Annotated in this window: 23 protein-coding genes; 19 read left to right on the top strand and 4 right to left on the bottom strand. The window is 68.0% G+C overall.

Annotation, left to right across the window (positions count from 1 at the left end; all coding sequences use genetic code 11):
- The first annotated feature begins 3 nt into the window (after positions 1-3).
- Entirely contained in the window at positions 4-807 is an 804-nt protein-coding gene (locus tag LCL61_RS12710) for an ABC transporter ATP-binding protein (protein ID WP_340688560.1), read from the top strand.
- Complete coding sequence (locus LCL61_RS12715) at positions 804-2,177, top strand: hypothetical protein (RefSeq protein WP_340687029.1); 1,374 nt, start codon at positions 804-806, stop codon at positions 2,175-2,177. The genes LCL61_RS12710 and LCL61_RS12715 overlap by 4 nt, the downstream gene beginning before the upstream one ends.
- A 671-nt stretch (positions 2,178-2,848) precedes the next feature.
- Here the strand turns inward: LCL61_RS12715 and LCL61_RS12725 are convergent.
- Positions 2,849-3,259 (bottom strand): PPOX class F420-dependent oxidoreductase, encoded by a 411-nt coding sequence (locus LCL61_RS12725; protein ID WP_125674107.1) that lies wholly within the window; start codon positions 3,257-3,259, stop codon positions 2,849-2,851.
- Between the two features lie 154 nt (positions 3,260-3,413).
- On the opposite strand from LCL61_RS12725, the gene LCL61_RS12730 reads away from it, so the two are divergent.
- Positions 3,414-4,118, top strand: coding sequence for a murein transglycosylase (locus LCL61_RS12730; protein ID WP_340687031.1), 705 nt, complete (start codon positions 3,414-3,416; stop codon positions 4,116-4,118).
- On the opposite strand, the gene LCL61_RS12735 is transcribed toward LCL61_RS12730, so the two are convergent.
- Positions 4,091-5,011 carry an NAD(P)/FAD-dependent oxidoreductase gene (locus tag LCL61_RS12735; RefSeq protein ID WP_340687032.1) on the bottom strand — a complete coding sequence of 307 codons (921 nt, stop codon included), beginning with the start codon at positions 5,009-5,011 and terminating at the stop codon, positions 4,091-4,093. The genes LCL61_RS12730 and LCL61_RS12735 overlap by 28 nt on opposite strands.
- Positions 5,012-5,066: 55 nt before the next feature.
- On the opposite strand from LCL61_RS12735, the gene LCL61_RS12740 reads away from it, so the two are divergent.
- On the top strand, positions 5,067-5,636 hold the full coding sequence (locus LCL61_RS12740; protein WP_340687033.1) for an XRE family transcriptional regulator: 570 nt from the start codon (positions 5,067-5,069) through the stop codon (positions 5,634-5,636).
- Positions 5,637-5,666: 30 nt separating this feature from the next.
- On the opposite strand, the gene LCL61_RS12745 is transcribed toward LCL61_RS12740, so the two are convergent.
- Positions 5,667-6,080 (bottom strand): tetratricopeptide repeat protein, encoded by a 414-nt coding sequence (locus LCL61_RS12745; RefSeq protein WP_340687034.1) that lies wholly within the window; start codon positions 6,078-6,080, stop codon positions 5,667-5,669.
- A 72-nt stretch (positions 6,081-6,152) separates the two neighbouring features.
- Here LCL61_RS12745 and LCL61_RS12750 point away from each other — a divergent pair, with 72 nt between their 5' ends.
- The 12 genes from LCL61_RS12750 (at position 6,153) to LCL61_RS12805 (ending at position 19,307) form a co-directional block, all read left to right on the top strand.
- On the top strand, positions 6,153-6,641 hold the full coding sequence (locus LCL61_RS12750; protein ID WP_340687035.1) for a VOC family protein: 489 nt from the start codon (positions 6,153-6,155) through the stop codon (positions 6,639-6,641).
- A gap of 161 nt (positions 6,642-6,802) precedes the next feature.
- Positions 6,803-8,155, top strand: a complete 1,353-nt coding sequence (gene eno, locus LCL61_RS12755; RefSeq protein WP_340687036.1) for a phosphopyruvate hydratase — start codon at positions 6,803-6,805, stop codon at positions 8,153-8,155.
- A gap of 186 nt (positions 8,156-8,341) precedes the next feature.
- Positions 8,342-8,704 carry an FtsB family cell division protein gene (locus LCL61_RS12760; RefSeq protein WP_091598626.1) on the top strand — a complete coding sequence of 121 codons (363 nt, stop codon included), beginning with the start codon at positions 8,342-8,344 and terminating at the stop codon, positions 8,702-8,704.
- Positions 8,705-8,792: 88 nt separating this feature from the next.
- Entirely contained in the window at positions 8,793-9,308 is a 516-nt protein-coding gene (locus LCL61_RS12765) for a DUF501 domain-containing protein (protein WP_340687037.1), read from the top strand.
- 183 nt (positions 9,309-9,491) lie between these two features.
- Positions 9,492-10,655 carry a lytic transglycosylase domain-containing protein gene (locus tag LCL61_RS12770; protein ID WP_340687038.1) on the top strand — a complete coding sequence of 388 codons (1,164 nt, stop codon included), beginning with the start codon at positions 9,492-9,494 and terminating at the stop codon, positions 10,653-10,655.
- A 75-nt stretch (positions 10,656-10,730) separates the two neighbouring features.
- Positions 10,731-11,684: a Ppx/GppA phosphatase family protein gene (locus tag LCL61_RS12775; RefSeq protein ID WP_340687039.1), complete on the top strand. Its 954-nt coding sequence runs from the start codon at positions 10,731-10,733 to the stop codon at positions 11,682-11,684.
- Between the two features lie 258 nt (positions 11,685-11,942).
- A complete protein-coding gene (locus LCL61_RS12780; protein WP_340687040.1) occupies positions 11,943-13,559 on the top strand; it encodes an ABC transporter substrate-binding protein in 1,617 nt (538 codons plus the stop codon).
- A gap of 87 nt (positions 13,560-13,646) precedes the next feature.
- Positions 13,647-14,573 carry an ABC transporter permease gene (locus tag LCL61_RS12785; RefSeq protein WP_016337270.1) on the top strand — a complete coding sequence of 309 codons (927 nt, stop codon included), beginning with the start codon at positions 13,647-13,649 and terminating at the stop codon, positions 14,571-14,573.
- Positions 14,566-15,519 carry an ABC transporter permease gene (locus tag LCL61_RS12790; RefSeq protein WP_340687041.1) on the top strand — a complete coding sequence of 318 codons (954 nt, stop codon included), beginning with the start codon at positions 14,566-14,568 and terminating at the stop codon, positions 15,517-15,519. The genes LCL61_RS12785 and LCL61_RS12790 overlap by 8 nt, the downstream gene beginning before the upstream one ends.
- Before the next feature lie 6 nt (positions 15,520-15,525).
- A complete protein-coding gene (locus tag LCL61_RS12795; RefSeq protein WP_340687042.1) occupies positions 15,526-16,518 on the top strand; it encodes an ABC transporter ATP-binding protein in 993 nt (330 codons plus the stop codon).
- Positions 16,511-17,509 (top strand): dipeptide ABC transporter ATP-binding protein, encoded by a 999-nt coding sequence (locus tag LCL61_RS12800; protein ID WP_340687043.1) that lies wholly within the window; start codon positions 16,511-16,513, stop codon positions 17,507-17,509. The genes LCL61_RS12795 and LCL61_RS12800 overlap by 8 nt, the downstream gene beginning before the upstream one ends.
- 76 nt (positions 17,510-17,585) lie before the next feature.
- Positions 17,586-19,307, top strand: a complete 1,722-nt coding sequence (locus LCL61_RS12805) for a S8 family serine peptidase (RefSeq protein ID WP_340687044.1) — start codon at positions 17,586-17,588, stop codon at positions 19,305-19,307.
- Positions 19,308-19,431: 124 nt separating this feature from the next.
- Here LCL61_RS12805 and LCL61_RS12810 read toward each other — a convergent pair whose 3' ends face one another.
- Positions 19,432-20,928, bottom strand: a complete 1,497-nt coding sequence (locus LCL61_RS12810; RefSeq protein WP_340687045.1) for a S10 family peptidase — start codon at positions 20,926-20,928, stop codon at positions 19,432-19,434.
- A gap of 28 nt (positions 20,929-20,956) precedes the next feature.
- Here LCL61_RS12810 and nfi point away from each other — a divergent pair, with 28 nt between their 5' ends.
- The 3 genes from nfi (at position 20,957) to LCL61_RS12825 (ending at position 23,739) form a co-directional block, all read left to right on the top strand.
- A complete protein-coding gene (gene nfi / locus LCL61_RS12815) occupies positions 20,957-21,637 on the top strand; it encodes a deoxyribonuclease V (protein WP_340687046.1) in 681 nt (226 codons plus the stop codon).
- A complete protein-coding gene (locus LCL61_RS12820; protein WP_340687047.1) occupies positions 21,634-22,326 on the top strand; it encodes a uracil-DNA glycosylase in 693 nt (230 codons plus the stop codon). Before nfi ends, LCL61_RS12820 begins: the two co-directional genes overlap by 4 nt.
- 84 nt (positions 22,327-22,410) lie before the next feature.
- Positions 22,411-23,739, top strand: coding sequence for an NAD(P)/FAD-dependent oxidoreductase (locus LCL61_RS12825; protein ID WP_007028829.1), 1,329 nt, complete (start codon positions 22,411-22,413; stop codon positions 23,737-23,739).
- Positions 23,740-23,817 lie beyond the last annotated feature (78 nt).

Here is a 23,817-nt window from a genome sequence, read left to right on the forward strand (position 1 = left end):
ATGATGCGTGCTGTCGGGGCCGCGGAGGTCGCACCGACGACCTACGCGTGGCAGATCAAGGCGGAGGGACTGAAGGTCCGGGTCGGCAAACGCAAGTTCGCCGTGAACGGGCTCGACCTGGAACTCGGCACGGGGGTGCACGGTCTGCTCGGTCCGAACGGGGCGGGCAAGACCACGCTGATCCGGGCACTGGCGACGGTGCTCCGGCCGGCGGAGGGAGGGCTGGCGCTGCTCGGTGAATCCGTCGGGGGGTTCACCGATCAGCGCCGCCTGCGCCGCCGTATCGGCTATCTGCCGCAGAATTTCGGTTTCTACAAGCGGTTCACCGTCCGCGAGTTCGTCGAATACATCGCCTGGCTGAAGGAGATGTCCAAACAGGACATCCCGGCCGCGGTGCAGCGGTCGATCGAGCGGGTCGGCCTCGCCGATCGGGCCGACGACCGGATGAAGACGCTGTCCGGCGGCATGGTGCGGCGGGTCGGGATCGCGCAGGCGATCGTGAACGATCCGGACATCCTCCTGCTGGACGAGCCGACCGCCGGGCTCGACCCGGCACAGCGCGTGCGGTTCCGCGATCTCCTTCAGGAAATCGGCCGCGACGCCTGCGTCGTCGTCTCGACACATCTCGTCGAGGACGTCGCGACGGCCTGCACAGACGTCGTCCTGTTCGAAAACGGGAAACTCGTCTTCCAGGGGACACCGGACGAGCTGGCCGCGGCCGGGAGTGAGGAGTACGTCGGCGACAGCCCGATCGAGCGCGGTTACTCGGCGCTGCTCGGGCAAGAACCGGGGAGGGGGAACTGGTGAACACGCGTGTCCTGCGGACCGAACTCCGCCGTTCCATCGCCCCTTGGGCCACCCTCGCCATCCTCGTCGTCGCGTTCGGATTCCTGTATTCGTTCAGCGGGCCGTGGTCGAAGGCACCGATCGCCTGGGACGAAAACTGGGTGCCCGCCGCGGCGTGGAGCCGGTTCCTGCTGGTGTTCCTGTGGCCGATCGCGATCGGCGCCGGGGCCATCCAAGGCATGCGGGACAGCCGGTCAGGGATGGCCGAACTGCTCACTACGATGCCACGGCCCCCCTGGCACCGGGCGGCGAAACTCGCCGGTGCGCTGGGTGGCCTGCTGGTGCTGGGCTACCTGCTGATCTTCGCCGTCGGTGCCGTACAGGTGGTCTTCAGCGGCGCGTTCTTCACCTTCGGCTGGCTGCCGATCGTCGTGGTCGGCGCGCTCGCGATGCTCGCCGGCGCCTGGATCGGACTGGGAATCGGCCGGTTGCTGCCGCATCCACTGACCGCGCCCGCGGTGGCCGTCGCCGCTCTCGTGACCGTGCTCGTGCTCCAGATCGCCGGGTCGAAGGGCAGCGTGCTCGTGGGCGCTGTTCCGGCCTGGGTCTCTTCGCTTTCTCCCGCGATGGACGTCACCAACGATCCGTTCACCACCACCGCTAGCCGGGTGGATCTCGGGCAGGGGGTCTGGCTCGCCGGACTTGCCGTGACCGGATTCCTTCTGCTGGCGGCCCGCTCCAAGCGGGCGAAGGCACTCTCCGTCGTCCCCGCGCTGGTGGCGGTCGCGATCGCGATGCCCGTCCTGCCCGCGACCTACGCCGAGGCCAAGACCGTCGACCCGCGTGCGACGGCGCTGGTCTGTGACGGCCCGGTCTGCGTTCCCCGCCTGCTCGAGCCCGAACTCGCCCGTCTCGCCGGGCCCGGAAAGGAAGCTTTGCGGCTCTTGGGAACCTTGCCGGACGCGCCGGTCAAGGTCACGGTGATGGACCGGCGGCTGGACTTCGACGAGGAACCGCCGCGTGCCGCGGACACCGTCTTCGTCGACCTGCTGGATTGGTCCGTCCGTTCGGCCCTGAATTCGGACGACATGAAGCGGACGCTGGTCGCCGGCGCCGGGACGCCGACCTGCTACACCGTCCACGGTGTCGACAGGTCCTTCATGGACGAAGTCACCGCGCGGTCGATCACTTCGAGCTGGCTCCTCGGTGAGTGGGAGATGCTCAATGGGTCGTGGCTGAGCGACGACAAGAAGAACGAGGTCCTCCGCGATTGGGAGACCTTCCGTGCCCTGCCGCCCGACGTGCAGCGCACGCGGGTCATCGCGCAGCGGCAGGCGGGCCTGACCTGCCAGGGCAACCAGCTCGACATCCTCCTCGGCCGCGCCCGATGAGGTGGGCGGTGCTGTACGCGCGCTCGCGCGCCATGCCGGCCTCATTCGCGGCGCTGGCGGCGAGCATGGCGGTGATCTGGTTCCTGGCGCGCGACCGCTGGTCGGAGATCCCGGTTTCCCTGGCGCTCCTGGTGGCGATCGCGGTGACCGCCATCGGCCTCAGCGGGCAGGACATCGATCTCGACCGGGCCGCCGCGATCCGCTGGGCGCCCCGCCGCGTCCTGCATCTCCTGCTGATCGGCGGCCTCGGCGCCGGTGCCGTGCTGCTGCCGCGGCTGTGGGAAGCGGAGCGGGTCCCAGCGGAGATCATCGTGCGGAACGCGAGTGGGCTACTCGGTCTCGCCGGGATCGCCGCGGTGCTGTTCGGCGGGGCCTTCGGGTGGACGTTGCCGCTGGCCGGGTTCGCGGTCGCGTTCGTGGTCTGGGCCACCACGCCGGGCACGGAGAGCGTGCATCTGGTGATCACCTGGCCCTTCCAGCCTGCCGGAGTCGCCGAAGCGACGTGGACCGCCGTGGTGCTCGCCGTGGCCGGTTTGGGGACCTACGCGGTCTACGGTGCCCGGATCGCCGAGACCGAGGAACGACAGCGCCGCCGCCTCGAGGATCGCGGTCGCCAGGGTCAGCNCTGACGTTTTTCGTCAGGAACGACCCTTTCATGACATCCGATGAGGTCAGACGTTTCGGTTGTGCGGAACGAGATCGAGCGGGTCGTGGTCCGGGTCGTCGACACCGAGGCTGATGATCCGCGACGGGTGGATCCGGATCACCGCGCCGTCGAGATGGCCGTCGGGGGTGCGGGCGCCGGTCAGCGCCTCGGCCCGGCCGCGGATTTCGAGGCAGCGGATCCTCGGCGGGTCCTGCGAGGGCATGTCGTCCACCACGAACGCGGCCTGCCCGTTGGCGGCCACGTTCCGGAACTTCTTGCTCTTCGCCAGTTCGTAGCCGGTGATGTCGATCGTCCGGGTCTCGGTGTTGTAGGCGTAACCGACGGGGCTGACCTGCAGTGTGCCGTCCGGCTGCGCCGTCGCGAGCCGCCCGAGACCTTGGGTGGCGAGGTAGTCGAGTTCCGCTTCACTGAACATGGGAATCAGTGTGTGACCTCCACTTTACTGGAGGTCAAGAGGCAGTCCCGCTTCGAGTCGCCCGGACCGCCGGTCGCCGATCGGTTCTACCGTCGGTCGGGCCCGTAAGCCGATTGGGGCATCGCTCGGAAGTGTGGCGAAGTAACCTGACCGGGTGGCCGAAACCGCGCAGAGCACCGAAGCCCCGGAGCATGCTGCCCGCCCTCTGCCGCCGTACGTGCCCAGGCTCGCTTTCGCGGGTGGGCTCGTGCTCACGGGCGTGGTGCTGATCATGACCGTCGGGGTGAACCGGCCGGGAGACGAGGAGCCTCCTCCGCCGGCTCAGCCCCAGCCCGCGCTCGCGGTTCCCGACCAGAAGCCCCAGCCGGGGGCGGCGACACCGCGTGCGGGGCTCGCCGCGCCGCCCGACCGGCCCACCGTTTCCGACGCGGCCGAACTCGAGACCTGGGCGAACCGGGTGGCGGCGAAGACGCGGCTCTCCGTCAACGATCTGTCCGCCTACGGCCGGGCCGAGATGTGGCTCCGGCGGCAGAAACCGGGTTGCCACCTCTCGTGGGCGACCCTCGCCGGGGTCTCCCACGTCGAAACGGCGCAGGGCAGGCCCGGCCCGATCACGCTCCCGGCCGACGTCTGGGCCAAGCACTCCGCCCGGGCCAGGAGCGATGGGAAGCAACCGGATCCGAAGGACCTCGACGACGCCGCCTTCGCCACCGCCCGCTACCTGTGCGCCGCCGGAGACGACGTCGCCACCCCGGGCGGCTGGTGGAAGGCGATGCGGGTGTTCAACCCGGCGGTTCCCTACGTCCAGGAGGTCTTCAGCGCGGCCGACACCTACGCGGACGCCAGCGTCGCGCCCTGATCTTCGAGCACCAGGTCGAAGTTGAGCGCCGACGCCATCCGGTAGGCATCGCCCGCGGCGACGACCAGCTGCGCCATCGGATCGACGACGTTCCCCGCCGCCCAGACACCGTCCACGTTCGTCCGGCCCTGCGCGTCCACCGCGATCGAGCCGCTTTCGGTGCGCGCGCAGCCGATCTGCGCGAGAAGCCGGTCGTGCGGGACGAACTTCGGGCCGACGAACACGACATCGCGTTCGACGAATTCGCCGTCGACGAGCCGGACGCCGGTCAGCCGGTCGTTCTCGACGGCGAGCTCGGACACCTTCCCGTCGACGATCCGGATGCCCAGCCCGGTCAGCTTCGCCCGGTCTTCGGCCGAGAGCTGCTGCGTATGCGTGAAGAAGGTCAAGTCCTTGCTCCACTGCCAGACGATCAGCGCCTGGTGGATCGACTTCTCGGAGGTGGCGAGCACGCCGAAACGCTGATCGCGCACCTCCCAGCCGTGGCAGTACGGGCAGTGCAGGACGTCGGCGCCGAAGCGCTCCGCGACGCCGGGGACGTCCGGCAGCTCGTCGGCCAGCCCGGTGGTCACCACGATCCGGCGACCGCGGATGACCCGGCCGCTCGCCAGCTCCACCGCCTTGTCGTGCCGCAGCCGGTGGACGACGTCCTCGACGATCTCGACGCCGTACGCGCGGACCTCGTCGCGGCCTATCTCCAACAGTTCTTTGGGTGGGATGCCGTCCCTGGTCAGGAAACCGTGGGCGTGCGCGGCGGGCGCGTTGCGCGGGGTGCCGCCGTCGATCACGACGACCCGGCGCCGCGCCCTGCCCAGTACCAAGGCCGCGCTGAGACCCGCGACGCCACCACCGATGATCACCACGTCGAATTCGTTGTTCATGGTGCCGAGCATCAGGACTTCTACGCCGATTGGCAAAGTTCATTGCTGATTTGGCAAACTGGAGGGCATGGAGGACATCGAACGGCGGCTGGCCGAAGTCGGCCCGAAGCTCAAGCAGCTCCGCAAGGAGCGCGGCACCACGCTCTCCGCGCTCTCGGAGGCGACGGGGATCTCCGCCAGTACGCTCTCGCGGCTCGAATCGGGCACCCGGAAGGCCACGCTGGAGCTGTTGCTCACGTTGTCGGCGGCACATCAGGTGCCGCTCGACGAATTGGTCGGCGAACCAGAACCCGCCGATCCGCGTGTCCGGATGAAACCGCAGAAATTCGGCAGGTTCACCGCGTGGGCGCTGACCGCCCAGCCCGGCCAGCCGCAGGCGTTCAAACTGCTGATCCCGGTCGAAGACATCGAGCCCGTACAGCGCACGCACGAGGGCTACGAGTGGATGTACGTCCTCAGTGGACGGCTGCGGGCGCTGCTCGGCGACCGCGACTTCACGATGGGGCCCGGCGAGGCCGCGGAGTTCGACACGCGGGTTCCGCACTGGTTCGGCAGCGCGGGGCCGGGGCCGGTGGAGCTGCTGGTGCTGTTCGGCAAGCAGGGCGAGCGGGCCCACCTGCGGGCCAGGTCGAAGTGAGAGCAAAGGTCCCTTGCTCCCGTCGCCGGGTCAGTCGCGCAACGCGATCCGCGCGTTGACCTCGCTGATCGCTTCCAGATACTCCGGGATGGGGTGCATCGCCGACGCTATCCGCATCTGCGCCAGCGCCTCGGTCAGCCGGCCGAGGCGCTGGAGGGTCCGCCCGAGCACGAACCGCGCGTAATGATCGGTGGGGTCCAGTTCCAGCACCCGGGTGAAGGCGCGTTCGGCCCGCCGCAACTGTGCGGAGTGGAAGTACGCGCGACCCGCCAGCAACTGAACACTCGGTTTGTCGGTTTCGTCCTCCAGCAAGGGCTCGAGGGCCTTGAGGGCGTCGAGTGGCCTGCGGCTTTCGACCAGCGCCTCCGCCTGTCGGAAGGCGCGGAACCGGGACTCGCCGGACGAGTCCTCACCGGGTTCTGGGGCGGGTTCGGCATCCATCATGGTCCGCTCCACGATACGCCTGGGCAGGGCCGTTCACGAGGAGCTGAAACGGTCATGGTGGACTGTCCTGCCATGAGCAGTGCCGAAGCGGATAGGCCCGAAAACGAGCCCGGCTACCTCGGGCTCGCGCCGTACCTCTACTACGCGGACGCCACCGAGGCGGTCGCGTGGCTGGTCAGAGTGTTCGGGTTCACCGAGGAAGTGCGCTTCGCCGACGCCTCCGGAGAGGTGTTCCAGGCCACCCTGTGCGCCGGTCCGGCCAAGATCCAGCTGGCCGGGGTCGGCCCCGAGTACTGGCAGGCGAAAGGCGTCGACGGCCCGGTCGGGCAGCTGAACATCGTGTACGTCCCCGACGCCGACGCGCAGTACGAGCGCGTCCGCGCCGCGCTCGGCGACGACGCCGACATCGACGCGCCCCAGGATCAGCCCTACGGCGCCCGGGTGTTCACCGTCTCCGACATCGGCGGCAACAGCTGGACCTTCTGGCAGCAGTTCTCCGACACCGTCGAGCTTCCGTCGGGCTGGAAGGAAGTCCGGGCGGACGAACCAGCCACGGAATAGGTACTGCGGAGCGCAGCTCCTCGGTTGAGGGTGGTGGCGGGGAGGAAGGCCGGAGAGGTCTGGTCGGCGCGCATTGTGGCGCGTGCCTCCAACGGGTGAACTGCGGTGACGGCTAGGCTGGGCCCGGTCACCGCAGGCACAACCCACATGAGGAGCATGGCGTGGCGCTCATCGAGCAGGTAGGCGCTCGCGAGATTCTGGACTCGCGAGGCAACCCGACGGTCGAAGTGGAGGTGGCTCTCGACGACGGCACGCTGGCGCGGGCCGCGGTCCCCTCGGGTGCGTCCACCGGCGAACACGAAGCCGTCGAGCTGCGTGACGGCGACACCGGCCGGTACAACGGCAAGGGTGTCGAGCGCGCGGTCGCGGCCGTCCTGGACGAGATCGGCCCGGACCTGGTCGGTACCGACGCCGTCGACCAGCGCATCGTCGACCAGAAGCTGGTCGACCTCGACGGCACGCCGGCGAAGTCACGCCTCGGCGCGAACGCCATCCTCGGTGTTTCGCTCGCCGTCGCGAAGGCCGCCGCGGAGTCGGCCGAGCTGGAGCTGTTCCGCTACCTCGGCGGGCCGAACGCGCATGTGCTGCCGGTGCCGATGCTGAACATCCTCAACGGTGGCGCGCATGCCGACACCGATGTCGACATCCAGGAATTCATGATCGCGCCGATCGGCGCCGAGTCGTTCCGCGAGGCCCTGCGCTGGGGAACCGAGGTCTACCACTCGCTGAAGTCGGTCCTGAAGGGCCGCGGCCTGGCCACTGGCCTCGGTGACGAAGGCGGCTTCGCGCCCAGCTTGAAGAACAACCGCGAGGCGCTCGACCTGATCCTTCAGGCGATCGAGAAGGCCGGGTACGCCCCGGGCCGCGACGTCGCGCTCGCGCTCGACGTCGCCGCGACGGAGTTCTTCTCCGACGGCGCGTACACCTTCGAAGGCGCGAAGAAGAGCGCCGAGCAGATGTCGGCCTACTACGGCGAGCTCGTCCGCGACTACCCGCTCGTGTCCATCGAGGACCCGCTGAGCGAGGATGACTGGGACGGCTGGGTCCAGCTGACCACCGAGATCGGCGAGAAGGTCCAGCTGGTCGGCGACGACCTGTTCGTCACCAACCCGGACCGCCTCGAAGAGGGCATCACCCGCCGCGCCGCCAACGCGCTGCTGGTGAAGGTCAACCAGATCGGCACCCNCGAAGAGGGCATCACCCGCCGCGCCGCCAACGCGCTGCTGGTGAAGGTCAACCAGATCGGCACCCTGTCGGAGACCCTCGACGCGATCTCGCTGGCCACCTCGTACGGCTACAAGTCGATGATGAGCCACCGGTCCGGCGAGACCGAGGACACCTTCATCGCCGACCTCGCCGTCGCGACCGGTGTCGGCCAGATCAAGACCGGCGCCCCGGCGCGCGGCGAGCGGATCGCCAAGTACAACCAGCTGCTCCGCATCGAGGAGACCCTCGCCGACGCGGCGCGCTACGCCGGCGACCTCGCGTTCCCGCGGTTCAGCGCCGAGGGATAACGAACGATGGCGGACCGGGGGAGGGCGCGGACCCGTCGTAGCGGGCGCGCGGACGGCGGCGGCTCCAGCAGGGGCCGCCGACCGGAGCGCGCCCGTCGCACGACGACGACGGAGGTCCGCGCCCGAACCCGGCTGCGCCGCAGCCTGGCGGCGAAGAGGGCATCGGGTGCCGCGAAGGTGCTCGGCATGTCCACCACCCGCCGGGCCGCGGTGGTGGCGATCGTGGTGTGCGCGCTCGCGTTCACCATCGCCGTCCCGCTGCGCACGTACCTCAGCCAGAAGTCCGAGGTGACCGAGCAGCAGCAGTTGCAGTCCGAACTGCAGCGGAGCGTCACCCAGCTGGAAGGCCGCAAGGCCGAGCTGAGCGACCCGGCGCAGATCGAGGCGGAGGCACGTAAACGGTTCGGTTTCGTGAAGCCCGGCGAGACGCCGTACATCGTGCAGCTCCCCGAAGACAAGGCGCCCGAGCAGGGGCAGCCGCAAGGTCAGCAGCCGGTGCCCGCGGGCTCCTGGTACGAGAAGCTGTGGGATCAGGTCGCGGGCGGCTGAAGGGGACCTTCACCGCGTGAGATGCGGTGAAGGGAGCTTTCACCACGTCCTATGCGGGGAAAGCGTCCTTCAGCCGCGCGTTAGCCTTATGGGTGTGAACAGCACGGAAAAGTCCTCCTACGAGCCTGTGACCGACGCCGACCGCGAGATCATCGCGGAACAGCTCGGCCGGGCCCCCCGTGCGCTGCGCGCCGTCGCCGCGCGCTGCCCGAGCGGCCACCCGTCGGTCGTGCAGACCAGCCCCCGCCTCGACGACGGCACGCCGTTCCCCACGCTCTACTACTTGACCTGCCCGAAGCTGACGTCGATGGTCGGCACGCTCGAGGCCTCCGGGCTGATGAAGGAGATGACCGACCGGCTCGCGGAGGACCCCGAGCTGGCGGCCGCCTACCAGCGGACCCACGAGAGCTACCTCGCCGAACGCGACGCCATCGATTCGCTCGGCCACGAGGTCAGCGCGGGCGGGATGCCCGGCCGCGTCAAATGCCTGCACGTCCACCTGGCGCACACGCTGGCCGTCGGCCCCGGGGTGAACCCGTTCGGTGACGAAACGCTCGCGCTGCTCAAGGCGAACGGCTGGCCGTCCGGCGACTGCCAGGGGTAACACCGACCCCTGGTGCACAGATAGTTCCTCCAGGTGGGTTAATTCACCCGATGTCGGCCAACTGGTCCTTCTCAATGGGGTGAAACCGGTCACCGTATGCGGCAGGCTGGGCACAGCCGAGGGTTGACGGGGTGGGCAAGTACCGGATCGCGAAGTCGTGATCCGCCGGGAGGGTTCTGAGGTATGCGCGTGAGGCACGTGCCAGGCGCGGTGACCGGTCAGGTGCGGAGACTCTGTCTCCGGCACCGCACGATAGCCGCGGTGGCCGGAGGGGTCCTCGCCATCGTCCCGGCCGGTGCCGCGGTCGTCGGTGCCGGTAGCTGGGCCGCGACGGCGAGCACGGTCCATTCCGACAACGTCGCCCTCGTCGACGGCTACGACCCGAAGAACCCGCTCGTCCAGCAGATCGGCGTCGACGGCAGCCTGCCGAACGCCCCGACCCCGCTCCCGCTCCCCGCGGACGAACTCCCCGAAGGACCGCTCGGCATCCCGGTCACCGCGCTCGCCGCGTACCGCAACGCCGCCGACATCCTCATCGCCGAACAGCCCGGTTGCCACATCGACTGGGCCTTGATCGCGAGTATCGGCCGGATCGAGTCCAATCACGCGCGCGGCGGTTACGTCGACGCTAAGGGCAACACCCTCGAACCGATCCTCGGCCCGCAGCTCAACGGCGCCGGGCCGTTCGCGGCCATCCCGGACACCGACGGCGGCAAATTCGACGGCGACACGGTGTGGGACCGCGCCGTCGGCCCGACGCAGTTCATCCCGTCGACGTGGAAGGGCTACGCCTCCGACGGCAACGGCGACGGCGAGTCCAATCCGAACAACATCTTCGACGCGGCGCTGGGCACGGGCCGGTACCTGTGCTCCGGCGGGCTCGATCTGTCCAAACCGGACCAGTTGCGCGCGGCCGTGTTCCGCTACAACAACTCGGACACCTATGTGAACACCGTGCTGATCTGGGCCGAGGCGTACCGCACCGGTGTGCTGCCGACGCCGGACAGCAAGGTGCCCATCGGCGCCCCGAACGCCGGTGCCGCTCCGCCGCCCGTGTCGGTGCCGCCGCCTCCGGTGCCGCCGACGCCGCCCGGTTCGGTGACGCCCCCGCCGTCGAGTTCGCTGCCGCCCAGCAATTCGGGTTCGTCGTCTTCGTCGAAATCGTCGTCGAGTTCGAAGCCGCCGGCCTGCCCGACGGTCACCGTGACGGAGACACAACCGAGCACGAGCACGAGCACCAGTCCGACGACCACGACTCCGCCGTCGCCGACCTGCACGTCGCCGACGACGACCACAACGACGACGACGGTGACGCAGTCGGGGAGCGCCAGCACCAAACCCACCTGATCGCATTGACTATCCATCCATGCCCCCGCCACCACCCTCGACGGAGAAGCTCCGCTCCGCTGTAATCTCCGGGGCATGCCTCGTGTTGCCGCGATCGACTGTGGGACCAACTCCATCCGCCTGCTCGTCGCCGAGCTGACCCCCCGCCACGACGGGACGGTCGACCTGCGCGACCTGCACCGCGAGATGCGGATCGTCCGTCTCGGTCAGGGGGTGGACGCCACCGGCAGGCTGGCCCCCGAGGCGCTCGAGCGCACCCGTAAGGCGCTGGCCGACTACACGATCGCCGCGCGCCGCAAGGGTGTGGAGAAGGTCCGCATGGTCGCGACGTCCGCGACCCGCGACGCGAGCAACCGCGACGAGTTCTTCGCGATGACGCGTGAGGTGCTCGGCACCGAGGCCGAAGTCATCAGCGGGGACGAAGAGGCGCGCCTGTCCTTCACCGGCGCCGTCGGCGAGCAGGATCCCGACGACGGCCCCTTCGTGGTGGTCGACGTCGGCGGCGGCTCGACCGAGCTCGTGGTCGGCACCTGGGACGGCCGCCAGGCCGAGGTCATCGCGGCCAAGTCGGTCGACATCGGCTGCGTGCGCATCACCGAACGCGCGCTGAAGTCCGACCCGCCGACCGCGGCCGAGATCGCCGAAGCCCGTGAGCTGGCCGCCAAGGTCCTCACCGAGGCCTTCGACGTCGTGGACGTGTCCACCGCCAAGACGTGGATCGGTGTCGCCGGGACGGTCACGACCCTGACCGCCGTGGCGCAGGGCCTGCCGGAGTACGACTCCGAGCGCACCCACCTCTCGAAGCTTTCCCACGCCGACATCGACCGTGTCGCGCAGTCGCTCCTCACGGCCGATCACGCGACGCGCGCCGCGAACCCCGTGATCCACCCCGGCCGGGTCGACGTGATCGGCGGCGGCTCGGTGATCGTGCAGGTGCTGGCCGAGCAGTTCGCCACGCGCGGTGGCCCCGACGAACTGGTGATCTCCGAGCACGACATCCTCGACGGGATCGCGCTGTCGTTGGCTTGACAGTCGAAGTTTTCTCTTACAGGAAGCCATTTCTTTAGGTGATCAAGCGGTGACCTCCAGTCCGGATTGCGCCGTTCGGCGCAGCGTCGTTCCTACCAACGTTGTGCTCTAACCGGGTGGTCCGGGAGACCGTCACACATTTGCAACACCAACGCACTGTGATCGGCTTCACCTGTCCCATAGCGTCGTCTCACCTTCTGGGCGGTAGGGCGCGACCAGCGCTCGCCGCGCTATCCGACGACGAGAGTTGGAGTGGACATGCGGGCTTCACGCGGGTTCTGGGGAGCGACGGCGGTGGTGGCCACGGCGGCCCTGCTGCTGACGGCCTGTGGAGGTGGCGGATCCGGTGACGACAAGGGATCCGGCGCCGTCGACGCCAACGCGTCGGTTTCGGTCTACGGCACCGAGCCGGAGAACTCGCTGATTCCCGCCAACACCAACGAGCTCGGTGGGTCCAAGGCTCTCAAGCCGGTCTTCTCGGCGCTGGTCGGCTACAAATCCGACACCGCCGAGCCGTACAACCTGATGGCCGAATCGATCACCACGACCGATTCGAAGGTCTTCGACATCAAGATCAAAAAGGGCTGGAAGTTCCACGACGGGACCGAGGTCAAGGCCAAGAACTTCGTCGACGCCTGGAACTACAGCGCGAACGGCAAGAACGGCATGCAGAACGCGTCGTTCTTCGAGCAGATCCAGGGCTACGACGAGATCAGCGCCAAGGAGCCCGCCGTCAAGGAGATGTCCGGGCTCAAGGTCGTGAACGACTACGAGTTCCAGGCCACCCTCAAGGGACCGTTCTCCGTGTTCGCCACCAAGATCGGCTACCTCGCCTTCGCGCCGCTGCCGGACAAGTTCTTCGCCGACCCGGAGGCGTTCGCCAAGGCCCCGATCGGAAACGGACCGCTGAAGTTCGTTTCGCGTACGCCGAACCAGAACATGAAGCTCACGCGGTTCGACGAATACCAGGGTGAGGACAAGGTCAAGTTCAAGGATCTGGAAGTCCGCATCTACACCAGCCAGGAAACCGCGTACCAGGATCTGCTGAGCAACCGCCTCGACTTCATGGAGGCGCTCCCGCCGGCGGCGAAGGCCGGTGGCAAGTACAAGACCGACCTCGGTGAGCGTCTGGTCGAAGGGAAGCTGCTCGGCATCAGCGCGCTCGCCCTCCCGTACTACGTCCCGGGTTACAACAACCTCGACCTGCGTAAGGCGATCTCGCTGGCCATCGACCGCGAGCAGATCGTCAAGACCGTCATGAACGACACCTACGCGCCCGCCGACGGCTATGTGTCGCGCGGTATCGAGGGTTACCGGCCCGGCGTCTGCGAGTTCTGCAAGTTCGACCCGGTGAAGGCCAAGGAGTTCTTCGCGAAGTCCGGCTACACCGGCAAGCTGACCATCGCGTCGAACGCCGACGGCGGCCGCAAGGAGCCGCTGGTCGCGGCGTGCAACAGCATCAAGAACGCGCTCGGCGTCGAATGCGACTTCGTGCCGGCGACCGACTTCGGGCAGTGGCGCAGCATCGTCAACAACCGCCAGCTGACCGGCATGGGCCGCTCCGACTGGTCCGCCGACTACCCGTCGATCGAGAACTACCTGAACCCGCGCTACAAGAGCACCGGTTCGTCGAACGACTCCACGTACAACAACCCGGCCGTCGACGCGCTGCTGACCCAGGCGGACCAGACCGCCGACAAGGCGGCCGCGATCAAGCTGTACCAGCAGGCCGAGGATCTGATCGCGAAGGATCTGCCCCAGATCCCCGTGTGGGAAGAGAAGGGTGTCGGCGGCAAGTCGAACCGCCTCAAGACCGTGAAGCTGGACTTCGGCAGGCTCGCGGACTACTCGTCCATCGAGGTCGCGGCGAAGTAATCGCGTGGTCGTGCCGGCCGGGAGCGCACCGCTCCCGGCCGGCCGGACCCACGGCTCCCACCACGCGATCCCCAGGACGGCACGCGCATGCCCCAATACATCCTCCGACGCCTACTTCAACTCATCCCGGTCTTCTTCGGCACGACGTTCCTCATCTACGCCCTCGTGTGGGCGGTGCCCGGTGACCCGTTCGCCGGCAAATGCGGTCAGGTCGCCTGCCCGCCCGCCTACATCGAGATGATGACCGCGAAGTTCAACCTCGACGATTCGATCTTCGTCCAGTACTTCAAATACCTCGGCAACCTGTTCACCGGCGACTGGGGCGAGACCTTCAACGGCGTCTCGGTCGGCGAACTGATCGGGAACGCCTATCCGGTGACGGTCCGGCTCGCCCTCATCGCGGTGGCCATCGAAGCGATCATCGGCCTGTCCGCGGGTATCCTGACCGGCCTGCGCGGCAAGGGTTTCCTCGACAATCTCGTGCTGATGTCCACCACGTTCCTGATCTCGATCCCGGTGTTCGTCACCGCGATCGTGCTCCAGATCGTCCTCGGTTCGGAACTGGGCATCATCGACGCGAGTGTGTCCGAGGACGCCACGATCGGCGAGCTGATCGTGCCAGGAATCGCGCTCGGCAGTCTCTCCATGGCCTATATAGCCCGGTTGACCAGAACGAGCATCGCGGAGAACCGGCACGCCGACTACGTCCGCACGGCCGTCGCTAAGGGACAGCCGCGCAGCCGGGTCGTCGGCGTGCACCTGCTCCGGAACTCGGTGATCCCGGTGCTGACCTTCATCGGCACCGACATCGGCGCGCTCATGGGCGGGGCCATCGTCACCGAAGGCGTGTTCAACATCAACGGCATCGGCGGGCTCATCTTCCGCGGTATCCAGAACCGGGAGGGCGCCACCGTCACCGGCGTCGTCGTCCTGCTGGTGATGGTCTACCTGCTGGTGAGTCTCATCGTCGACCTGCTCTACGCCGTTCTCGACCCGAGGATCCGTTATGACTGACCCCAATGTGGCCGGCGGGGTGTCCTCTGTGGACGTCGCCGGTGCCGGTGTCGCCGACGATTCCGCGGAGGCGCACAAACCGCGCAGCCTCGGCGGCGACGCCTGGCGGATGTTGCGCAAGCGGCCGTCGTTCGTCATCTCCGCCGTCATCATCACGCTCGTCGTGCTCATCGCGATCGCGCCCGACCTGTTCAGTTCCCGGCCCGCCGGGTTCAGCGATCTGCTCCACGCCAACGAAGGGCCGTCCGCGGACGCCTGGTTCGGTTACGACAACCAGGGCTACGACGTCTACGCGCGGACGATCCACGGCGCACGGGCGTCACTGCTGGTCGGTGTCTTCGCGACGGTGCTGACGATCCTGATCGGCTCGGTGGTGGGGATCATCGCCGGGTACTACGGCCGTCTGATCGACAGCCTGTTCTCGCGGGTGGGCGACATCTTCGCGGCGCTGCCGTTCGTGCTCGGCGCGATCGTCATCCTGACCACGTTCAACGCGCCCGGCTCGAACCCCGGGGTCGTCACGATCATCGTGCAGGTGGTCGTGTCGATCGCCGCGCTGAGCTGGCCGGTGGCGATGCGCATCATGCGGTCGGCGACGCTGGTGGCCAAACAGCTCGACTACGTCAAGGCCGCACGCGGACTCGGGGCGAGCACACCGCGCATCGTGTTCCGGCATCTGCTGCCGAACACGGTCGCGCCGGTGCTGGTCTACGGGACCATCGCGCTCGGCGCGTTCATCGGCGCGGAAGCGACGCTGGCGTATCTCGGCGTCGGTGTGCGGCCGCCGGTCGTCTCGTGGGGTGTGATGATCAGCGACGCACGGGACTACTTCCGGGTGAATCCGCACATGTTGTTGTTCCCCGCGGGGTTCGTGACCATCACCGTGCTCGCGTTCGTCATGCTCGGTGACGGTATCCGCGACGCGCTCGACCCGAAGGCCCGGTGATCGTCCGTGACCGACGAACTGCTGCTGGAGGTGGAAGACCTCCATGTCGAATTCCGCACGTCCGATGGCGTCGCGACCGTGCTCAACGGCGTCGACTACTCCGTGCACGCCGGGGAAACCCTTGCGGTGCTGGGGGAATCGGGCTCCGGGAAGAGTGTGACCGCGCAGACGGTGATGGGCATCCTCGACAGCCCGCCCGCCGTCGTCACCGGCGGCGCGGTCCGTTACCGCGGCGAGGATCTGCTCACCGCCACCGAAGAGCGGCGACGTGAGGTGCGGGGCGGGGAGATCGCGATGATCTTCCAGGACGCCCTGTCGGCGCTGAATCCCGTGTTCACCGTGGGATTCCAGATCGAGGAACAGCTGCGGGTACGGCTCGGGATGTCCAAAAAGGACGCGCGGAAACGGGCGATCGAACTGCTCGACACCGTGCGCATCCCCGCCGCCGCCCGCCGGGTCCGCGAGTATCCGCACCAGTTCTCGGGCGGGATGCGGCAGCGGGCGATGATCGCCATGTCGCTCGCGCTCGACCCGGATCTCCTGATCGCGGACGAGCCGACGACCGCGCTCGACGTCACCGTGCAGGCCCAGATCATGGACCTGCTGGCGGAGATCCAGGCCGAACGGCGGATGGGGCTGATCCTGATCACCCACGATCTGGCGGTGGTCGCCGAGGTCGCCGACCGGATCGCCGTGATGTACGCGGGCCGGATCGTCGAACAGGCCGACGTCACCGAGTTGTTCCGTTCGCCGGGGCATCCCTACACCGAGGCGCTGATGGCCTCGCTGCCGCGGCTCGACCTCAAAGGACAGACGCTGGAGACCATCAAGGGCCTGCCGCCGAGCCTGCTGAACGTCCCGCCCGGATGCCCGTTCCATCCGCGCTGCCCGCGGGCGGAAAGCCGGTGCGAGACCGAACGGCCGGCCCTGCACAGCCTCGGCTTCGGCAGGGTCAGCGCCTGCCACTTCGCCGACGAGGTGGTGGGCGACCGTGTCTGAGCCCATTCTGCGCGTCGAAAACCTGGTGAAGTACTTCCCGGTACGGGCCGGGATCCTCTTCAAACGCACCATCGGGCACGTGAAGGCCGTCGACGGCGTCTCCTTCGACCTCATGCCGGGCGAAACGCTCGGTGTGGTGGGGGAATCCGGTTGCGGCAAGTCCACTTTGGCCCAGGTGCTGATGCGGCTGGAAGAACCCACAGGCGGGCTCGCGACCTTCGAAGGCCGTGACATCTTCGCGTTGCGGGGAGCCGAACTGAGGAGGCTGCGGCGCGAGATCCAGATCGTGCTGCAGGATCCGTACACCTCGCTGAACCCGAGGATGACGGTCGGCGACATCATCGGCGAACCCTTCGAAATCCACACCGAGGTGGCGCCGAAGGGGTCGCGGGCGGCGAAGGTGCGGGAGCTGCTCGACGTCGTCGGGCTGAATCCCGAGCACATCAACCGCTATCCGCACCAATTCTCCGGCGGACAGCGTCAGCGCATCGGTATCGCGCGGGCGCTGGCGTTGCGGCCGAAGGTGATCATCTGCGACGAACCGGTTTCCGCACTCGACGTTTCGATCCAGGCGCAGGTGGTGAATCTGCTCGGTGATCTGCAGAAGGAATTCGGCCTTTCCTATGTGTTCATCGCACATGATCTGTCGGTTGTCCGCCATCTTTCCACGCGTGTGGCGGTGATGTACCTCGGCAAGATCGTGGAAATGGGGACCGAAGAGGAGATCTACGAGCGTCCGTCGCATCCCTACACGCAGGCGTTGCTGTCCGCGGTGCCGGTCGCGGACCCGGCGTTGCGCGGGCAGCGGCAGGTGATCCGGCTGGAAGGCGACGTGCCGAGCCCGCTGGAGCCGCCGTCGGGCTGCCGGTTCCGCACCCGGTGCTGGAAGGCGCAGGACGTTTGTGCCGATCAGGAACCAGAATTGATCACCCGGTCCGGCGGGCATTTGTCCGCCTGCCATTTCGCGGAGGAGAAAACCGTCGTCCCCTGACTTTCGTAGGGACTTCGTTGATACGTGGGGATCGTTCACGTAGTTTGCACGAATAGTTTTCTTCAGGAGGCAGGAAGTGAAAAAGCCCAGATCTCTCGTGATCGCGCTCGCGGTACCGCTGTTCGGCGCGATCGTCGCTGCTCCGGTGGCATCAGCGCAACCGGCGCTTTCCGGCGCCGCGACCGAATTCTCGGTCCTGGCCCGCGACGGCCAAAGTGTCGCTTCGGTGGAAAGGGCGGTCCGCGCCGCCGGGGGCACCGTCGTGACGAGCAACGCCGCGGTCGGCCTGATCACCGCGACCGCGCCCGCCAACGGTTTCGCCGAGCGGGTCTCCGCGGACCGGTCGGTCTTCGGTGCCGCCAAAGCGAAGGCGATCGGCACCGCGCCGAAGCAGGGCAAGGCGAAGGCCAAGCCGGGCGTCGTCGAAAAGGAGGGCCGCGGCGCCGCGTCGGCCAAGAAGCCGGTGCAGGCGAACGCCGTCGGCATGGACCCGCTCGACGACCAGTTGTGGGGCCTCAAGTCGGTTCGGTCGGACCTCTCGCGAACCAAGCAGCCGGGCGACAAGCGGGTGAAGGTCGGGGTCATCGACACCGGCGTCGACGGGAGCCACCCGGACATCGCGCCGAACTTCGACCGCGCGGCGTCGCGGAACTTCACAAAGGACATCGTCTCGGACGTCAACGGCGCCGTCGTCGACGGACCTTGTGAATTCCGCAGCTGTGTCGACCCGGCGGACCATGACGACAACGGCCACGGCACGCACGTCGCCGGCACCATCGGCGCCGCCGCGAACGGTTTCGGCGTCTCGGGTGTCGCGCCGAACGTGACGCTGGTGAACCTCCGCGCCGGGCAGGACTCGGGCTTCTTCTTCCTGCAGCCGACCGTGGACGCGATCACCTACGCCGGCGACGCCGGTGTGGACGTCGTGAACATGAGCTTCTTCACGGACCCCTGGCTGTACAACTGCACCGCGAACCCCGCGGACACGCCCGCGCAGCAGGCCGAGCAGCGCACCATCATCGAGGCGACGACCCGCGCGCTGAACTACGCGCACCGCAAGGGCGTCACCCAGGTCGTCTCGCTGGGCAACCAGCACAGCGATCTCGCCGCCCCGCAGCCGGACGCGTCGAGCCCTGGCTACCCGTCGAACAGCACGCACCCGCGGCAGATCGACAACGCGAGCTGCCTCTCGCTGCCCGTCGAAGGCCCGCACACGATCGGTGTCTCGTCCTTCGGCCCTTCGCAGGCGAAGGCGGACTACTCGAACTACGGGACCGAGCAGATCTCGGTGTCCGCGCCCGGCGGATACTTCCGTGACTACTTCGGCACCCCGTGGTTCCGCACGGTCGAGAACCAGATCCTTTCGACGTACCCGCGCAACGTCGGTGTCGCGGAAGGCATGATCGACGCGGCCGGGAACGTCACTCCCGACGGTGTCGCCGCCGGTGTCAAGAAGGCGACCGCCGCAGACGGCCGAGTCGGCTACTACCAGTGGCTGCAGGGGACGTCGATGGCGTCGCCGCACGCGACCGGTGTCGCCGCGCTGATCGTTTCGCAGTACGGCAAGGGTTCGCGCGACTTCGGGATGAACCCGGACGCCGTGCAGCGGGTGCTCGAAGGCACGGCTTCGGACATCGCCTGCCCGGTGCCGCGGACCGTCGACTACCTGAAGGAAGGCCGGGACGCGTCGTTCACCGCGACCTGCACCGGTGACGCTTCGTTCAACGGCTTCTACGGTCACGGTGCCGTCGACGCCTGGTCGGCCGTCACGCGGGGTTCTCAGTACCTGCGAGGCTGACCCTTCGGTTCACCTGACTGCAATGAAGGGGCCTTTAATAGCGAAATTTGCTATGAAAGGCCCCTTCACTGCAGTACAGGGGTGCCTTACGTGCACCTAAGTTCGTGGAGCGGAGTCAGCGGGGCTACTGCCCCGAGGCGTTCTTGATGAACTTCGCCAGGTCCTTCGCCTGCCGAACTCGCGACTCCTCGTGCACGTACATCATGTGCCCGGCCGGGTAGTACGCCGTGTCGATGTTCTCCCGCAGCTCCTCGGGAATCTGCAGGCGCGCCAGCACATGCTCCGACGCGAAGTACGGTGTCGCGCCATCGTAGTGCCCGAAGGCGACGTGCACCCGAAGGTGCGGGTTCGCTCGCATTGCCGACGCCAGTGAGTCCACAGAGGACACAGAGCGGCCCTCGAAGTCCGAGTACGACCAGGCCTTGAAGACGTCGGTCGACAGGACCTCGTACGGCAGGTCGTTCTCGTAGCCGAGTTCGGCGCGAACGTAGTGGTTGAGCCCGCCCGTGTAGGCGCCGATGATCCGCGAGATCGACGGGTCGTCGCTCATGTGCTCGCGTCCGCCGTCGGGCTCCCAGGTGGTGAACCGGCCGTCCATCCGGCCGACGACGAGGCCCTTGTCCCGCAACAGCTCGGTGAAGTACCGCACGTGCTCGATCCGCAGGTTGACCCGGTCCACATAGGACTCGCTGAGGCCGGTCAGCGAAGCGAGTGTCGCCACCGCTTCGTTACGGTCCTGTGTGGACAGTCGCGCGCCGCGCGCCAGGGCCCAGGGGAGTTCCTTGGCCGCGAAGTCTTCGGCGTCGGCGAGGACGTCGTCGAGCGGCCGGTCGCCGTGGAGGCCGTGGTAGTGCGCGATCGCCGCGTACGTCGGCACGTAGAGCGAGTACGGCAGGTCGTTGCCCTCGGTGAACCGCAGCGTGCCCAGGTCCAGCACGGACGAGATCAACAGCAGCCCGTTCAGGTACATGCCGTGGCGTTCCTGCAGATGCGACGCCAGCCCGGCCGCGCGGAGCGTGCCGTAGGACTCGCCCGCCAGGAACTTCGGCGAGAGCCAGCGCTGTTTGCGCGAGACCCACAGCCGGATGACCTCGCCGATGGACTCGATGTCGGCGGTGTACCCGTGGTACTCCTTGGCGGCCTCGCCGTCCACGGCGCGCGAATAGCCGGTCGACACCGGGTCGATGAACACCAGGTCGCTGTGCGCCAGCAGGGTTTCCTGGTTGTCGGTCAGCCCGTAGGGCGGCGCGACCGGGTCGTCGACATCACCCGAAAGCACCCGGCGCGGGCCGAGCAGGCCCATGTGCAGCCAGACGCTCGCCGAGCCGGGCCCGCCGTTGAACGCGAACGTGACCGGGCGCGAGCCGGGCTCCGCGTCGTCGAGCGTGTAGGAGGTCACGAACACCTCGGCCTTGGCCTTGTAGCCCTCGGACTTGCCGTCGGTGATGACCTCCTTCCGCAGCACGATCCGCCCGGTCTGGGCGGTGTAGGCGAGCTTCTTGCGCTTGAGCGTGAGCGTGTGCTTCGTGGTGACCAGGTCGTCGGTCGGCTCGACCTTGGTTTCCACCGACGGGGTGTCCTTCTCGTCGGTGGCCTTTTCATCGGGATTGGTGTCCGGCATGTTCCCAACCTACTGGCAGTCTGTAGGAGTGGACATCGTCACGGCGCATGATCGCCCGAGCACGCCCCAAGAGGCGATCGGGATCCAGGAAACCCTGCGCGACCTGGTCGAACTCGAAGATCGCTGTCCACAAGAGATCGTCACGGTCACCGGGCTGGACGTCGCCTACGACGAGGACAGCGGCCTGATCGCGGCCGCCGCGGTCACCCTTGAAATCGACGGATTCCGCGTCGTGGAGAAGCGAACCGTCGTTTCCCGGATCTCGTTCCCCTACGAACCGGGCCTTTTCGCGTTCCGCGAGCTGCCCCCGCTGCTCGACGCCCTCCGCGCGCTCGACCACGTCCCGGATCTGCTGATCTGCGACGGCCACGGCCTGGCCCACCCACGCCGGTTCGGGCTCGCTTGCCACGTCGGCGTCGTGACGGGCCTGCCGTCCGTCGGCGTCGGCAAGACCCGGTTCGTCGGCGAGCACGACGAGCCTGGGTCCGAACGCGGCTCGCGGACGCCCTTGCTGGATGACGGCGACGTCGTCGGCGCGGTCCTGCGCACCCAAGACGGCGTGAAGCCTCTCTATGTCTCCGTCGGCCACAAGATCTCGCTGGACAACGCGTGCCGTCAGGTGCTGCGGCTGTGTCCAGCGTTCCGTCAGCCGGAGACCACCCGGCAAGCCGATCGTCTCGCCCGGGACGCGCTGAAAGAGGCGTTATGAGGTTCCGCTCGCTCGCCGAACTCGACGCCGAGGTCGTCGGCTGCCGCGCCTGCCCGCGGCTGGTCGCGTGGCGTGAGGAGATCGCCGTGGTCAAGCGCGCGGCCTTCGCCGGTGAGACCTACTGGGCCCGACCGGTGCCCGGCTTCGGTCCGCCGGACGCGTCGCTGGCGATCGTCGGCCTCGCCCCTTCGGCGCACGGCGCGAACCGGACCGGCCGCCTGTTCACCGGCGACCCGTCCGGTGACGTTCTCTTCAAGGCGCTTCATCGGGTCGGGGTCGCGTCGCAGCCGACGTCGACCCGTATAGGTGACGGCCTCGAGCTCCGAGGGACCCGGATGGTCTCCCCGGTGAGATGCGCGCCACCCGCCAACAAGCCCACACCTGAGGAACGGGAAACCTGCCGATCGTGGCTCGCGGCGGAGCTCGAGCTGCTGAAACCGACACTGAAGGCCGTCGTGGTGCTCGGCGCGTTCGGCTGGCAGGCGCTGCTGCCGGTGCTCGCGGAGGTGGGCTGGCCGGTGCCCGCACCACGCCCGAAGTTCGGCCACGGAGCCGAACTGGAACTCGGCGACCTGCGCCTTTTCGGCTGTTATCACGTGTCGCAGCGCAATGTCCAGACCGGCCGCCTGACCCTTGACATGGTGTGCGACGTCCTGGCCTCCGCGACCTCGGCGGCCGGCCTGAACTGAATCGGTGCGGAAACCGTGGCGACGCTGGTCACAGCCGGATGGGGTCTCCGAGCGATCTCAGCTGATGGGTGCGACTATAGGAATATGGCTGGTGTTAAGTCGGAACCGACACGGATCCTCGTCCTTGGTGGTGGGTACGTCGGGCTCTACACGGCGTACGGGCTCCAGAAGATGCTCCGGGCCAACGAAGCGTCCGTGACGGTCGTTGATCCGCAGCCGCACATGACCTATGCCCCCTTCCTGCCCGAGGCGGCGGCCGGTGCGATCGAACCGCGGCACGTGGTCGTGCCGCTGAGGCGCGTGCTCAAGCGCTGCCACGTGCTCACCGCGCGCGTGACGAAGATCGAGCACGAGCGCAAGGCCGTGACGGTCGAGGCCGCCGACGGGCACGTCGAGCAGCTGAACTACGACGTCCTCGTGGTCGCTCTCGGTGCCGTCGCGCGCATCCTGCCGATCCCGGGCCTGGTCGAGGAGGGCATCGCCTTCAAGACCATCGGCGAGGCGATCTACCTGCGCAACCACGTCATGACGAAGCTGGACGAGGCCGCCAGCACGCTCGATCCCGAGCAGCGCAAGCGCCTGCTGACGTTCACCGTCGTCGGCGGCGGGTTCGCCGGTATCGAGGCGCTCGCCGAACTCGAGGACATGACCCGGTTCGCGGTGGAGAACTACTACCCGAACCTCAAGGTCGAGGACATCCGCTGGGTGCTCGTCGAGGCGGCCGGGCGGATCCTCCCCGAGGTGCGCGAGACGCTCGGCGTGTACACCGTCGAGCAGCTCGAAAAGCGCGGTATCGAAGTCTATTTGTCGACAGCGGCGAAGTCGTTCGAGAACGGCCATGTCGTGCTCTCGGACGGCACCGAGTTCGACACCGACACGATCATCTGGACCGCCGGCGTGAAGGCGAACCCGGTGCTCGCCAGTTCGGACCTGCCGCTCGACAAGCGCGGCCGCGTCGAGGCCACCGCCGCGATGCAGGTCGTCGGGCACCCCGACGTCTGGACCGCCGGTGACAACGCCGCCGTGCCGGACCTCTCGCGTACCGAACAGGACCCGACCGCGACCTGCCCGCCGAACGCGCAGCACGCCGTTCGCCAGGCGCGTCTGCTGGCGAAGAACATCATCAAGGTGATCCGCGGCGGCAAGCCGAAGGACTACTACCACAAGAACCTGGGTGCGGTGGCCAGCCTCGGCCTGCACAAGGGTGTCGCCGACGCGCTGAACCTGAAGATCAAGGGCTTCCCGGCCTGGCTCTTCCACCGCGCGTACCACCTCAAGGCGATGCCGACGTGGAACCGCAAGATCCGCATCCTGTTCGACTGGATGCTGGGTGGCCTGTTCCGGCGCGAGGTCATCTCGCTCGGCCAGATCAACAACCCGCGCGAGGAATTCGACCGGCTGTCGAAGTCCTGAGTTCGCAAGTCCGTGAAGGCCTCCTTCCCTACCTTGAACGTAGGGAAGATCGGNCCGCGGCACGGGAATCAGCAAGGG

The sequence above is a fragment of the Amycolatopsis coloradensis genome (assembly GCF_037997115.1).
GTDB classification, from domain to species: domain Bacteria; phylum Actinomycetota; class Actinomycetes; order Mycobacteriales; family Pseudonocardiaceae; genus Amycolatopsis; species Amycolatopsis coloradensis_A.

Bases quoted from the DNA above. Each gene is read 5' to 3' on its own strand.
- LCL61_RS12710 (WP_340688560.1), top strand. From the start codon at position 4: ATGCGTGCTGTCGGGGCCGCGGAGGTCGCACCGACGACCTACGCGTGG.
- LCL61_RS12725 (WP_125674107.1), bottom strand. From the start codon at position 3,259: ATGTTCAGTGAAGCGGAACTCGACTACCTCGCCACCCAAGGTCTCGGG.
- LCL61_RS12735 (WP_340687032.1), bottom strand. From the start codon at position 5,011: ATGCTCGGCACCATGAACAACGAATTCGACGTGGTGATCATCGGTGGT.
- LCL61_RS12740 (WP_340687033.1), top strand. From the start codon at position 5,067: ATGGAGGACATCGAACGGCGGCTGGCCGAAGTCGGCCCGAAGCTCAAG.
- LCL61_RS12745 (WP_340687034.1), bottom strand. From the start codon at position 6,080: ATGATGGATGCCGAACCCGCCCCAGAACCCGGTGAGGACTCGTCCGGC.
- LCL61_RS12750 (WP_340687035.1), top strand. From the start codon at position 6,153: ATGAGCAGTGCCGAAGCGGATAGGCCCGAAAACGAGCCCGGCTACCTC.
- LCL61_RS12760 (WP_091598626.1), top strand. From the start codon at position 8,342: ATGTCCACCACCCGCCGGGCCGCGGTGGTGGCGATCGTGGTGTGCGCG.
- LCL61_RS12765 (WP_340687037.1), top strand. From the start codon at position 8,793: ATGGGTGTGAACAGCACGGAAAAGTCCTCCTACGAGCCTGTGACCGAC.
- LCL61_RS12770 (WP_340687038.1), top strand. From the start codon at position 9,492: ATGCGCGTGAGGCACGTGCCAGGCGCGGTGACCGGTCAGGTGCGGAGA.
- LCL61_RS12775 (WP_340687039.1), top strand. From the start codon at position 10,731: ATGCCTCGTGTTGCCGCGATCGACTGTGGGACCAACTCCATCCGCCTG.
- LCL61_RS12780 (WP_340687040.1), top strand. From the start codon at position 11,943: ATGCGGGCTTCACGCGGGTTCTGGGGAGCGACGGCGGTGGTGGCCACG.
- LCL61_RS12785 (WP_016337270.1), top strand. From the start codon at position 13,647: ATGCCCCAATACATCCTCCGACGCCTACTTCAACTCATCCCGGTCTTC.
- LCL61_RS12790 (WP_340687041.1), top strand. From the start codon at position 14,566: ATGACTGACCCCAATGTGGCCGGCGGGGTGTCCTCTGTGGACGTCGCC.
- LCL61_RS12810 (WP_340687045.1), bottom strand. From the start codon at position 20,928: ATGCCGGACACCAATCCCGATGAAAAGGCCACCGACGAGAAGGACACC.
- LCL61_RS12820 (WP_340687047.1), top strand. From the start codon at position 21,634: ATGAGGTTCCGCTCGCTCGCCGAACTCGACGCCGAGGTCGTCGGCTGC.
- LCL61_RS12825 (WP_007028829.1), top strand. From the start codon at position 22,411: ATGGCTGGTGTTAAGTCGGAACCGACACGGATCCTCGTCCTTGGTGGT.